At 40.6% G+C, this 13,329-nt stretch carries 9 protein-coding genes; 7 read left to right on the top strand and 2 right to left on the bottom strand.

Annotated elements, in window-relative coordinates; translation table 11 throughout:
• From fabF to B4G94_RS03530, 7 genes are all read left to right on the top strand, one after another.
• On the top strand, positions 1 to 1,223 hold a 1,223-nt coding region (fabF, locus tag B4G94_RS03560), incomplete at its 5' end, for a beta-ketoacyl-ACP synthase II (protein WP_286857208.1).
• Positions 1,224 to 1,307: 84 nt separating this feature from the next.
• Positions 1,308 to 2,048, top strand: a complete 741-nt coding sequence (rnc, locus tag B4G94_RS03555; protein WP_104385232.1) for a ribonuclease III — start codon at positions 1,308 to 1,310, stop codon at positions 2,046 to 2,048.
• 24 nt (positions 2,049 to 2,072) lie between these two features.
• Positions 2,073 to 3,455 (top strand): histidine--tRNA ligase, encoded by a 1,383-nt coding sequence (gene hisS / locus B4G94_RS03550; protein ID WP_286857207.1) that lies wholly within the window; start codon positions 2,073 to 2,075, stop codon positions 3,453 to 3,455.
• 240 nt (positions 3,456 to 3,695) lie between these two features.
• Positions 3,696 to 4,691, top strand: coding sequence for a pyruvate dehydrogenase (acetyl-transferring) E1 component subunit alpha (gene pdhA, locus B4G94_RS03545; RefSeq protein ID WP_104385230.1), 996 nt, complete (start codon positions 3,696 to 3,698; stop codon positions 4,689 to 4,691).
• Positions 4,692 to 4,720: 29 nt separating this feature from the next.
• The gene (locus B4G94_RS03540) at positions 4,721 to 6,349 is read left to right on the top strand and encodes a 2-oxo acid dehydrogenase subunit E2 (RefSeq protein ID WP_286857206.1); all 1,629 of its coding nucleotides are present in this window, start codon (positions 4,721 to 4,723) and stop codon (positions 6,347 to 6,349) included.
• Positions 6,350 to 6,612: 263 nt separating this feature from the next.
• Positions 6,613 to 7,803 carry a serine hydrolase domain-containing protein gene (locus B4G94_RS03535; protein WP_165305482.1) on the top strand — a complete coding sequence of 397 codons (1,191 nt, stop codon included), beginning with the start codon at positions 6,613 to 6,615 and terminating at the stop codon, positions 7,801 to 7,803.
• 129 nt (positions 7,804 to 7,932) lie between these two features.
• Positions 7,933 to 8,292, top strand: coding sequence for a CoA-binding protein (locus B4G94_RS03530; RefSeq protein ID WP_121124453.1), 360 nt, complete (start codon positions 7,933 to 7,935; stop codon positions 8,290 to 8,292).
• On the opposite strand, the gene B4G94_RS03525 is transcribed toward B4G94_RS03530, so the two are convergent.
• Positions 8,289 to 9,539 carry an ROK family protein gene (locus tag B4G94_RS03525; protein ID WP_108636221.1) on the bottom strand — a complete coding sequence of 417 codons (1,251 nt, stop codon included), beginning with the start codon at positions 9,537 to 9,539 and terminating at the stop codon, positions 8,289 to 8,291. The two genes, B4G94_RS03530 and B4G94_RS03525, sit on opposite strands and share 4 nt — an antisense overlap.
• Positions 9,540 to 9,690: 151 nt before the next feature.
• Positions 9,691 to 13,092: a DUF1080 domain-containing protein gene (locus tag B4G94_RS03520; RefSeq protein ID WP_286857204.1), complete on the bottom strand. Its 3,402-nt coding sequence runs from the start codon at positions 13,090 to 13,092 to the stop codon at positions 9,691 to 9,693.
• Positions 13,093 to 13,329: the final 237 nt, after the last annotated feature.

Genomic DNA, 13,329 nt, shown 5'->3' with positions numbered 1-13,329 from the left:
TAGGCGCCCTTACACCAATTGGTAATACCGTCTCAGAATACTGGGAGGCATTAATAAATGGTGTAAGCGGAGCTGCTCCTATTACGCATTTTGATGCGTCAAAATTCAAAACTCAGTTTGCGTGTGAGGTAAAGGGGTTTGATCCACATGATTTTATGGATCGTAAGGAAGCTCGTAAAGTCGATCCTTTTGTACAGTATGCAATTGCGTCTACTGATGAGGCAATTAAAGATGCTGGCTTAGATTTTGAAAAATTAGATACAAATCGTATCGGAGTAATCTGGGGCTCAGGAATAGGCGGTCTGACAACTTTTACAGAAGAAGTTGCCAACTTTGCAAAAGGAGATGGAACACCACGTTTCAATCCTTTCTTTATTCCTAAGATGCTCGTTGATATTGCTCCAGGACATATTTCAATGCGTCATGGCCTTCGCGGTCCTAACTTTTCGGCAGTATCGGCCTGTGCCTCTGCCACCAACGCAATGATTGATGCTTTTAACTACATTCGTATGGGAAAAGCAGATGTGATTGTTACCGGTGGATCAGAAGCGACGGTCAATGAAGCTGGAATCGGCGGATTTAACGCTATGCATGCATTGTCAACAAGAAATGATGATCCCAAAACTGCTTCCCGTCCTTTTGATAAAGACAGGGATGGTTTTGTTTCGGGTGAAGGTTCGGGTGCCTTGATCTTAGAAAGTTTAGAGCATGCCTTAGCACGCGGTGCAAAAATCTATGCAGAGATTGCCGGTGGTGGCATGAGTGCGGATGCACATCATATCACAGCCTCGCATCCTGAAGGTTTGGGCGCTAAATTGGCAATGACGATGGCTGTCAACGATGCAGAGATGGATTTTTCAGATATTGATTATATCAATGTTCATGGAACTTCTACACCGGTCGGTGATATCAGTGAAACGAAGGCTATTGTTGACCTGTTTGGTGAACACGCATATAAATTGAATATCAGTTCAACAAAATCAATGACTGGACACCTTTTGGGTGCTGCTGGGGCGATAGAAACAATCGCTTCGATCTTAGCTGTGCAAAATGACATTGTCCCACCGACAATCAATCACTTCACAGATGATCCGGAAATTGATAATAAACTGAATTTTACATTCAACAAAGCGCAAAAACGTATTGTTAATGCAGCGTTGAGTAACACCTTTGGGTTCGGTGGCCACAATGCTACCGTGATTGTAAAAAAATATAAAGCTTAATGTTTGATCCTTCAAACATGGTTTGGTAATATGAGCTAGCGACAGGTTCTTTAATTAGAACTTGTCGCCTTATTTTTAGATGAGATGCCTTTTTCAAGGATATACAAGTTATATATTTCGCCGGATCGGGAATATGTTAGAAAACTAAAAAACCTACTAGGTTTTATTCCCGGGAATGTGCATTTGTACAAGATGGCATTTAGACATAAGTCTGTTGCAGTAACAATCAAAGAAGGGGCTAAAAACAGTAACGAGCGTCTGGAATTCTTGGGTGATGCTGTTTTAGGCTCGGTCGTTGCCGAACTGTTGTTCAAGAAATATCCGTATAAAGACGAAGGCTTCCTCACGGAGATGCGTTCCAAAATTGTGAGCCGCGCAAATCTGAACCAACTTTCCAGAAAATTAGGGTTCAATGAAATGATACAGTTCGACGCTCGAATGATCAGTTTTCCAAACAAACAAGGGTCGTTGTTGGGCGATGCATTTGAAGCGCTGATCGGTGCGGTGTATCTCGACAAAGGTTACGTATTTACAAAAAGCTTTCTCCTAAACCGTATTATTAAACCACATGTTGATATCCAGCTACTGGAGCAGACCGAGACTAATTTCAAAAGTCGGTTGATCGAATGGTGTCAGCATACCGGGAAAGAAATCCTATTTCAACAAACGGATAATCCAGAAGGTGAATCTTCGAAGATGTTCAGTGTGGAGGCTGTTGTAGATGGGGTGGTATGTGGCCTGGGCCGTGATTTCAATAAAAAATCCGCTGAAAAGCTAGCTGCAGAAAAAGCCTGTGAATTCCTCAAGATTCTGGAAGTAGATTAAAGGAATTTATTAACTTTGCCGGATATGGCAACAGTAAAACCTTCTTTGGCGAAAGGAACCCGTGATTTTTCGCCTTCCGAAATGATCAAACGTAATTATATCTTTGACACATTGAAAGCTGTGTTTAAAAAATATGGTTACAATGAAATACAGACACCTTCATTTGAGAATTTAACAACCTTAACAGGTAAATACGGTGATGAAGGTGATAAATTGATCTTTAAGATCCTTAATTCCGGCGATTATTTGGCAAAAGCTCCAGATAGCCTGCTCCAAGATAAAAATTCAAATAAATTAATCCCGCATATAAGTGAAAAAGCGCTAAGATATGATCTGACGGTGCCTTTTGCACGTTACGTTGTGATGCACCAAAATGAGATCTCCTTACCATTTAAGCGTTTTCAGGTACAGCCGGTCTGGCGGGCTGATAAACCGCAAAGAGGCCGTTACCGTGAATTTTACCAATGTGATGTAGATGTGGTGGGTTCAACTAGTTTGCTGAATGAAGCTGAATTTATTCTGATTTATCAAGAGGCTTTCGAACGTTTTGGATTGAAAGATTTTAATATTAAAATCAACAACCGGAAGATCCTTTCTGGTATCGCCGAAATTATCGGAAAGCCGGAGCTTATTGTTGATATGACTGTCGCCATTGACAAATTGGATAAAATCGGATTAGAGGGGGTCAATAAGGAACTGCTGGAAAGAGGATTTACCGAAGCGGATCTGGATCTGTTGAAGCCTATTGTCTTATTGGAAGGTTCTAATGAGGAGAAACTTGCAGCGTTAAAATCTATCTTGGCGAATTCTTCAGTGGGTTTAAAAGGCATTGCTGAAATTGAGGAAGTCTTCGATTATATTATTAAGTTGAACGGGGACACCACACTGTTGACCCGTATTGTTGATCTGGATATTACCTTGGCGAGAGGCTTGAATTATTATACGGGCTGTATCTTTGAGGTGAAGACAAATGAAGTTGCCATGGGCAGCATCGGTGGTGGCGGACGCTACGATGACCTTACCGGGATGTTCGGTCTGAAGGACCTGACCGGTGTTGGCGTTTCGTTTGGAGCCGACCGTATCTATGACGTCCTGGAGGAATTGAATTTATTTCCGGCAAACAAAGCAGATTCTACCAAGCTGTTGATCATTAATTTTGATAAACAGCTTGAAACCTATACACTGGGTTTGCTCAATAAACTCCGCAAAGAAAATATTGCTGTTGAATTGTATGCTGCAGCAGTGAAGCTAAAAAAGCAAATGAGCTATGCTGACGGAAAAAGAATTCCTTATGTATTATTGGTCGGGGAGGAAGAAGTTTCTTCTGGTCAGTTATCGCTCAAGGACATGGAAAGCGGAGAACAGGTGAAGGTTACCGAAAATGAGCTTATTCAAAAACTTCGCTAGAACAATTTGTATAAAAAGATAAAGCCAAATGATTATTAAGTCCTTTGGCTTTTTTATTTTCATAAGTTTTTGATTTATTTGGTTGTGCCGTTCATTTATTTGTTAAAAAATGCTATATACTTTAAATCAAATGTCTTAGAAGTGTCTTAAAGTGTAAATAAAATTGATTTTTGACCAAGAAAATTCATCCAAAATTATTAGATTTGTAGTCTAGAATTGTAAGAAAATCAAAACTTTGAAATGAGTTCAACACCTATAACAAAAGAGACATATTTGGAGTGGTATAAGTCGATGTTACTTATGCGTAAGTTTGAAGAAAAAGCAGGTCAACTTTACGGACAGCAAAAGATTCGTGGTTTCTGTCACTTGTACATAGGACAAGAGGCAGTAGTCGCTGGAACGATGTCGGTAATCAAACCTGAGGATTCTTTAATCACTGCTTATCGTGATCACGCCCACGCTTTGGCTAAAGGCGTTTCTGCAAATGCTTGTATGGCTGAATTATATGGAAAGATCACTGGTTGTTCAAAAGGTAAAGGAGGCTCTATGCACTTCTTTTCTAAAGAACATAAATTCATGGGTGGCCATGGTATTGTCGGTGGTCAGATTCCTTTAGGTGCTGGTATCGCATTTGCTGAGAAATATCTTGGTACAGATAATGTAAACATCTGTTATATGGGCGATGGTGCTGTACGTCAAGGTGCATTCAACGAAACATTAAACATGGCGATGCTATGGAAACTCCCTGTTATCTTCGTTTGTGAAAACAACGGTTATGCAATGGGTACTTCTGTACAACGTACGACTAACATGCAAGACATTTACAAAATGGGATTAGGTTTTGATATGCCTTCAGCTCCTGTAGACGGAATGGATGTTGTTGCTGTACACAACGCAATGGATGAAGCTGTTCAACGTGCCCGCGCTGGCGAAGGACCTACATTCTTAGAAATCCGTACTTACCGTTACAAAGGACACTCCATGTCTGACCCTGCGAAATATCGTACGAAAGAGGAATTGGAAGCGTATAAAGATCGCGATCCATTATTGGCTACTAAACATGCTATTTTGGAAAACAAATATGCTGATGATGCTTGGTTTGCTGAGGTTGAAGCTGACGTGAAAAAAGTAGTCGAAGAGTCTGTAAAATTTGCGGAGGAATCTCCATACCCAGATGCTGACGAATTGTACAAAGATGTCTATGTACAACAAGACTATCCATTTATTTTAGATTAATACTCTTTAACTTGATAATATAATACAGAATGGCTGAAGTAGTAAGAATGCCCAAAATGAGCGACACAATGACCGAGGGGGTCATCGCAAAATGGCACAAAAAAGTTGGTGATAAAGTAAATTCTGGTGATTTAGTAGCTGAAATTGAAACAGATAAAGCTACAATGGACTTTGAGTCATACCAAGAAGGTACTCTTTTATATATTGGCCCAAAAGAGGGTGAAGCAGTAGCTATTGATGCTGTTATTGCTGTTTTGGGTGAGCCCGGTGAAGATTTTCAAGCATTGTTGAGCGGAGATGCTCCTGCAGCTGAAAAGGCACCGGAAAAAGCAGAAGAAAAAAAAGCAGAAGAAGTTTCTGGTCCAGAATCTTCGGCTAGTACTGTAACTCCTGAGGAATTGGGATGTACCGTGATCACAATGCCGTTATTGAGTGATACCATGAAAGAAGGTGTCATTGCACAATGGAATTTCAAAGTTGGAGACACGATCAAATCGGATGATGCTATCGCTGATGTAGAAACGGATAAAGCGACAATGGAAGTTACGGCTTATGCTGATGGCACGTTGTTGTATGTTGGTCTTGAAGCTGGAGAAGCCGCAAAAGTAAATGATATTATTGCTATTGTTGGTCCTGCCGGAACTGATATTACACCGTTATTAAATCAAAAATCTGCTCCTTCGAAAGCGGAATCTGCAGAAGCTCCTAAAACTGATTCAGCTCCAGCAGCAACTGCTGCACCGGTTGCAGCTGCTTCAAACGATGATTCCCGTGTGAAAGCGTCCCCTTTGGCACGTAAGATTGCGAAGGAAAAAGGAATCAATTTGAGTGATATCAAAGGGTCAGCAGATGGTGGTCGTATCGTGAAAAAAGATGTTGAGTCCTTTGTTCCGACTGCAGCGAAACCAGCTGAAACAGCAGCAGCAGCTCCGGCTACAGAAACAAAAGCAATTACTTTACCTACCTATGTTGGTGAAGAACGCTATACAGAAAAACCTGTCAACCAAATGCGTAAGACAATTGCGCGCCGTTTGGCTGAGTCATTGTTCACTGCGCCACATTTCTATTTGACAGTGTCTATCGATATGGACAATGCCATGGCTGCTCGTGCTCAAATTAATGAGATCGCACCAGTAAAGGTTTCTTTCAATGACATCGTCGTGAAAGCTGTCGCAGTAGCATTGAAAAAACACCCAGCTGTGAATTCTTCTTGGCAGGGAGATAAGATCCGTTTCAACGAGCATACAAACATCGGTGTTGCTATGGCTGTTGAAGATGGCTTGTTAGTTCCCGTAGTGCGTTTTGCTGATGGTAAATCATTATCTCACATCTCTGCTGAGGTGAAAGATTTTGCGCAAAAAGCGAAAGCTAAGAAATTACAACCAGCGGATTGGGAAGGCTCTACATTCACCGTTTCCAACTTGGGCATGTTTGGTATAGATGAGTTCACATCTATTATTAACTCTCCTGACGGAGCTATTCTTTCAGTAGGAGCTATTCAGGCAGTTCCGGTTGTGAAAAATGGTGCTGTAGTTCCGGGTAATGTAATGAAAGTAACTTTGGGCTGTGACCACCGAGTGGTAGATGGCGCAACAGGTGCTGCATTCTTACAGACTTTAAAAGCATTGGTAGAAAATCCAGTCCGGTTGTTAGCATAGATTTTAGATGCCAATAAAATATTAGCCACTTTAGGAATAAAGTGGCTTTTTTTGTGCTAAAAATTCGTTTTTTTATACTAAAATCTTCATTTTAGCATTATTATCTTTAAACTCGATTCTTTATTGAAATTCAAAAAGAATACACAGAATGGAACGGGCATGAGATCATTGCGATGTATAAATCGTATGAAGATGAGGCGCAGATTTACCTTCGAGATAGGGGTAAACATAACATTAAATAGAAAATCCGGGAGATACAATACGTGAAATTATTTTTTTTAAAGGGAATGGTAGCTCTTTTGTTGGCATCTACAGTTGCCTGTAGTTCAAAAGAGAAAAAACAAAAAGAAGCGGCAATAGCACAGGCAAAAATAGATAGTACAAGACTTATTTACAACCCTCAGCAGGCAGACCCCAATATTGATGCATTTATGAAAAACCTGCATTCGAGATCTGCATTTAACGGAAATGTGCTGGTGGCGAAGGATGGCAAAATTCTATATCAAAATACATTTGGCTGGGCCAACTATCTGAAACGTGATAGTTTGGAAATTGATGATAAGTTTGAATTGGCGTCAGTCTCTAAACCTTTAACTGCTGTTGGTACATTGAAATTGGTCGAAGCCGGAAAATTACGTCTGGACCAGACAATCAATGATTTTTATCCGGATTTTCCTTATCCCGGTATTACGGTCAAAATGTTACTGACCCATCGGTCAGGCCTACCAAATTATGTCTATTTTTCAGAGAAACATTGGCCCGACCGTAAAAAAGGGATGACCAATCAGGATGTTATGAAAATGCTAACAGAGTTTAAGCCTAACAGATACGGCGCTCCCGGCGGACGGTTTTTCTATAATAATTCCAATTTTATGGTCTTAGGCGCTATTATCGAGAAGGTGTCGAAACAGGATTATGCAACATATATGAAAGACAGTGTTTTCAATGTTGCCGGAATGACCAATACCGCTGCGCTGTCAAAAGCTGTATACGAAAAGATACCGACCAACGTCATTGGACATGATAAGATATGGCGAAGATCCGTGGTGCAGAATTTTCAGGACGGACCGTTGGGAGATAAGGGAATTTATAGTACAGTACGAGACCTTTACCGTTTTGATTTAGCGCTTCGTGATGGCCGTTTATTAAAACAATCGACGTTGGATTCGGCTTACCGCGGTTACCCTGATGCAAAGAAAGGTATTTTTAGCTATGGATATGGATGGCGTACTTTTGAGCATGGAAACGACCATATTGTTTATCATACCGGATGGTGGCACGGTTTTCGTCATATCTATGTACGGGATCTGAAAAGAAATATTGTTATCGTTTTACTTTCGAATATGACAAATGGCAGTTTGGTGAAATTGGATGAACTTTATAAAATTTTGGGTATGCCTGTTTTACGTAAGAATGCTTATAGCACCCATGGTGACTTTATTATTGATGAATAATTCTATGCTCATCAATAATAAAATGAATGCGTAACTTCACTTTGGGCGTTGATAACCGGATGCCGGGTATAAAGAAGACAATAGGCATGTTCTTAAAGATCAATCATAGATGAACAAAAAAGTATAAGGATGAAAAAGACGTTAATCTTAGGTGCCAGTACAAATCCTTCGCGTTATTCAAATAAAGCCGCGAATATGCTCCGTAAACACGGACACGATATTGTTAATATTGGTTTGAGCGGTGGAGAAGCGGCCGGTGTACCTATTGAAAAGAAAGGCGACATACATACTGATATTGATACGGTGACCATGTATCTTGGCGAGCAGAATCAGAAAGAATATTATAACTATATTTTGGAGACCAAACCAAAGCGTATTATTTTTAATCCGGGGGCAGAAAATGCTGAATTGGAACAGCTGGCAATGGAAAATGGTATAAAAACTGAAAGAGCCTGTACTCTGGTATTGTTGAGTACAGGTCAGTTTTAGATTTTAGATTTCTGTTGCAATTCGACAGACAGATACTTTGTGATAAAATAGTTTGTCAAACCGATTGTGTTACTGTCTAGATTCAGGCTCGATACTTTGATATCGCAATGTTCTTTTAAAATAGCCATTGTATATGAATTGATTGCCTGTTGTATCGGGATTGTAATTAACTCATTGGCTTTGGCTATTTTTCCTCCCAGTACAATTAATTCGGGATTGAGCAGCTGGATCAGGGAGGCAAATGCCTTCCCGAGGTTGGTGCCCAGTTTAGAAATTTGATTTATTGCGAATTGATCACCTTTATTAGCTGCTTCGATCACGTGGGTTGGTGTTAAGTGATCCAACTCTTCTTTCTGCAACTCATTGAGTTTGGTAAGCTCACCTTTCTCGATCTCCTGCTTTGCATTGTTGACCAAGGCAATTCCGGAAGCCACCGTTTCGAGACAACCTCTTTTGCCACAATAACACAATTCGCCGTTATCAATGAATGGCATGTGCCCTACCTCGCCCGAGTAACCGTCACGCCCGAGATAAACTTCGCCATTGGAAACTATTCCAAGACCTATTCCCCAATCCATTAATATAATAAGACTATTCCTGGTGTTTTTGGCTAAGCCAAATTTCAATTCCGCATACGCTGCCCCCTTCACATCATTGAGTATGTATACGGGCTTTTTGTATTTGTCTTCGAAATATGCTGTGATAGATTGTGAAGCATCATGTAAAAACGTTTCATTTGTTCCTTCCTCAGCATTGATTAGTCCCGGCATACTAATGATCAGTCCGGTAAGATTTTCGGTATCTACCGCTTTTTCCAATAAATATTGGTCAATAATTGCTGTAATGTCATGGAGATTATCTGCATTGCGGGATAACTCATTGTCCAGCTCAACGGTTTCAGCAACAATATTCTGATTATTGTCCATAATACTCAGCGTAATGGAGAAACGTTGAAGTTCTATACATAGTACTTGAAATAACCCGTCACATAGCCTATATAGGTTAGGTTTGCGACCACCGATGGATTCTCCCTTGTCAAATTGACGAACGATATTGTCTTCCAATAGTTCAGCAATCAGGCTGTTGACCGTTGGAAGGCTTAACGAAAGGTTTTTTACGATGTCGTTTACTGATACAGATCCTAATTCGGCTATTAATTTTATAATAGAAAGTTTATTGAATAGATTTTTCTTTTCAGGTTTGCTATCCAATTTTTTGTTAATCAACAGGTTTACGGCTTTAGTCATAAAACATCATATTTTGAATTAGAATCCCAGATCTTTAATTTAATAAAAGTTTTTGGAATCATTCTGTTATTTTTCTCACTTGTCAAGCAAGCCGGTCTTTTAGCAAAAAGGGGATAAGATTCCTTATCCCCTTTTTCTGCACTTCAAGAAGTTATTTGAGTTTTTTAACTCGGATATCTTTGAAGAATACTTCCGTTCCATGGCCCAAGAAACCAATATGGCCACTTTTACGTTTTAAACCGGGGTGTTGTTTTCCGTCCAGTGTTCCATTTTTACTCGCTTCAGCGATATCTGCATCAACAATAACGGTACCATTCAAAGTTACTTTAACACGATTGCCCTTTACATATATTTCTTCGGAATTCCACTCGCCCAATGGTTTTAAATGTCCTTTTTTGGCCGTTACCACACCATAGATAGAACCGTGGTACTGGTAAGGTTTTAGGTCTTTATACACGTCTGCACCGTCATCCAGTACTTGGATTTCCATAGCTTCATAAGCCGCATCTCCATCTAATGGAGCACGGATCCCAACACCATTGTTAGCTCCGGGGGTCAATTTGAAGTCAAAGCGATAGATAAAATCAGCATATTCTTCTTTTGTATATAAGTTGCCTCCGAATTTTGCATTGGGATATACCCAAATGTAACCTTCATCATTGATTACATACGCTTTGTTTTCAGTCCACTTGTCGAGATTTGTTCCATCAAATAGGACATCGAATCCTTCTTTTTTCTCTTGGTCACTTAACTTAAAGACTTGTCTTCTGGGGAATTCTTTGATAAAGAGGTCCCTATAGTAAACCACTGAGCCATGAGCCTGCAGTTCAATCTGTTCTGTAGGGAAAATGGATTGATTTCTATCCCAGTAATTTTCAAGCGGAATATTATCGGTAACCAATTGACCATTTAACCAAACAGAGACATTCTCGCCCTGCATTTTTATTTTGAACGTATTCCATTCGCCCGTGGCATTGTCAGCCACTTTTAACGGTTTGCTTTCATTTTTTTGATTATTGTACAATCCTCCTGAACCGACTTGTGCACCGACTCTCGTGTTGGCAATATCCCAGATCTGAACTTGTGGTGTACCTCTCAAATAGATGCCGGCATCACCCTCTATGCCACCATAGTTCTCCAATTTCCAGTCAACTAACATCTCGAAATCTCCGTATTGTTTTATTGTTGCCAGGTTATCTCCTTTTCCGCTAAAAACAATTTCTCCATTTGAGGCTGACCAGCCCTTACGCATGATGTCGTCAGCTTTGGCTTGTTCAGCTGCCAATGTTTTGGCATTCATTTTACCTCGTTTGATCGGATCAGCGACTAATCCTTTCCAGCCACTCAGGTCTTTGCCATTAAAAAGCGATACATAACTCTCTTTTATTGGCATTTCAGAAAGGTAACGAACTACGGCTTCTTTCAGGTAGCCACTCTCACTGCCAGACAATTTACCTATGACCTGCTCTAAAACTTCCCTTACTTTGCTACCATAATATTTATTATCCATGGCTATGTTCATGGCGGTATTCGCAGCAGCTTCGCCTAATTGTGGATCAGCCATTTTGTCCGCAGCAAAAATAAAAGCTTGATACGTACCTGTTGGCTGCAGGGCGGCAAGTGCGGCTTTTTTCTGTTCTACTGTTTTTGCAACACTAAAAGCGTCGCGCAACAACAGTGTTTTCTGATCTGTAGTATTTGTCGAAGAGGAAATGGATTTGATTAATCCTTTATAAACGGTATTGAATAAGTTTTGGTCTTTTTCCGTCCTGGATAATGCTACCAGTTCGGGAAGAGCGTTCGCGGATGTCCAGCTCGCCAATGATGTAATGGCTGCGGCTCTAAGTTCTGGATTGCTATTGTTTAGATAATTACCGACAGCTTTTAACGATTGATCATCCCCGAGTCCGGCAAAAATAGGAAAATACTTTGTGGCGCTCGGTGCTGCAGACTTTGAAATGTTTGCAGCTAGTTTTCCTGTGAGTCCGTTGGCATTTGGGCTTGATTGGACGACATTGACAATCGCTTTTTGCAGTAAAGCAGCAGATTTCGGGTCAGTTGTTTTGTTCAATCTATTGAAAAGTTCTTCGAGATCGGATTCCTGAGCGACATTAGGCAGCGCTTTATTTATCGCTTCCTCAACGGAAGGATTTGCTGTTTTGATTGCCAATACTGCTTTTGACGAAGCGCTATTGGAGCGTTTACTCAATATATCCAGTAACTGAATTTTTTTGCTGTCATCGACAGAGGCGAGCGCGTTATTGACATCATTGATCACATTGGCGTCCTTGGAGGAAAGGATGAGTGCCTTAACAGAATTGTTGAAGTCTTGGTCCGCATCAAAAGCCTGTATTAGGGTATTGGTCTCTTTTCCTTGTGAAAGTGTGTTGATCGCGCTTAATCCCGCTAATTTTGTAACTGGCGAAGTCGTTTTGCCGACTAATGCCTGGATTGCTGTTAAACTGCTTGCGGATCCGTTATGTGCAAGGTAATTTAGTACACTTTCCTGTACTTCTGGAGTACCTTTACTCGCTAAAGCGAGCAGGCTTTTGGCATCACTGCCTTTGCCATATTTGCCCAGCAATTGTAATGCGAGATTACGGTATGCGCCATTATCACTCTTTACGGCTGACAGCAGGTTTTTTTGTTGCTTTTTTGGATCGATGGCAGCCAATAGTTTCAACGAGGCAAATTGTCCGTTGATGGATTTTGCTTTTTGTGATTCCTGAAAGAATTTATTCAGGAATTTGACTGCGTCTTGATCATGCTTATTGTCGATCAATGACTGTGCATAGTCAATGCCTAGTCCGACAGCATCAAATTTATCATAGCTATATGCTGCATCATTCAATTTATTCTGAAATAGAGAAGCAGAGGCCGTCCCCCCAATTTTGCTCAATGCAATTAGTGCGGTACGCTGGAAAGCATCTGAACTATATTTTTGCGTTAAATTTAAAATAGCATTTTCCGCATTGCTTACTTTTAGGTCACCTAATGCAGTAACGATGGCGATAGCAGTTTTTTCAGTCGTTGAGGCCGCCAGCGCTTTTTCCAGCGCCGCAGCGGACTCGCTGGTACGGATAGATACCAAAGTTCTTGCAGCTGCATCAGCAAGGTAATCGTTTGTTAAACAGTTTGCGACAGCAGGGATTGCCGAGTTGTCCGCACATTGGCGGAGTAAACGCAAAGCGAAAACTTGATTTGTAGGTTCGCTCAGTTGTGTGATGGATTTTGCTAAGCCTTCAACAAAGATCTTTTTTTGCTGCTCTTTTCCGGGCTGATTGACATAAAATGAATAACTATTCGCAGCAAATTCAATTGGTGCATTATTACTTCCGGGTGCTTTTAGGCCTTTAAGAAAAGCAACGATGTCATCCGAACTGAATCCTTCCAGCTCATGCATGGCGAGCAGGAATTTTTCTTTTTCCTCTGCCGGCTGTTGAGCTAACACATCAGCTATTTTGGTAGCTGTGGTTCTATTTTGTGGTTGCTGGGCGTATGAAGCGCTTGAGATAAGAAGCAATACGGCCAGCGAATTAAATATCTTTTTCATCCGTTTAAATCTGTTTATTCATTAGTCAATTTTCCCTCTAAGGCATTTATGCTGCCTTCGGCGGATTCAATTGTGATGAAGCTATCGGATTTATTCATTTCCCTATGTAATTGAATAAATCATGAAGGTTTCATTGAGATTATTTATCTTTTATCGGTATGAAGCACCATGACTTTTTCTATCCATCTTTTGTAGTGAGGCTTTTTAAGTATATGATGTTTCATCGGATTATAATTG

Source organism: Sphingobacterium sp. UBA7625 (assembly GCF_002484085.1).
GTDB lineage: Bacteria > Bacteroidota > Bacteroidia > Sphingobacteriales > Sphingobacteriaceae > Sphingobacterium > Sphingobacterium athyrii.
The sequence above is the reverse complement of the archived record's forward strand: the minus strand, read 5'-3'. Positions and strand labels throughout refer to the sequence as shown.

Coding starts and splice junctions, on each gene's coding strand:
- pdhA (WP_104385230.1), top strand. CDS start 3,696: ATGAGTTCAACACCTATAACAAAAGAGACATATTTGGAGTGGTATAAG.
- B4G94_RS03540 (WP_286857206.1), top strand. CDS start 4,721: ATGGCTGAAGTAGTAAGAATGCCCAAAATGAGCGACACAATGACCGAG.
- hisS (WP_286857207.1), top strand. CDS start 2,073: ATGGCAACAGTAAAACCTTCTTTGGCGAAAGGAACCCGTGATTTTTCG.
- B4G94_RS03530 (WP_121124453.1), top strand. CDS start 7,933: ATGAAAAAGACGTTAATCTTAGGTGCCAGTACAAATCCTTCGCGTTAT.
- B4G94_RS03520 (WP_286857204.1), bottom strand. CDS start 13,092: ATGAAAAAGATATTTAATTCGCTGGCCGTATTGCTTCTTATCTCAAGC.
- rnc (WP_104385232.1), top strand. CDS start 1,308: ATGCCTTTTTCAAGGATATACAAGTTATATATTTCGCCGGATCGGGAA.
- B4G94_RS03525 (WP_108636221.1), bottom strand. CDS start 9,539: ATGACTAAAGCCGTAAACCTGTTGATTAACAAAAAATTGGATAGCAAA.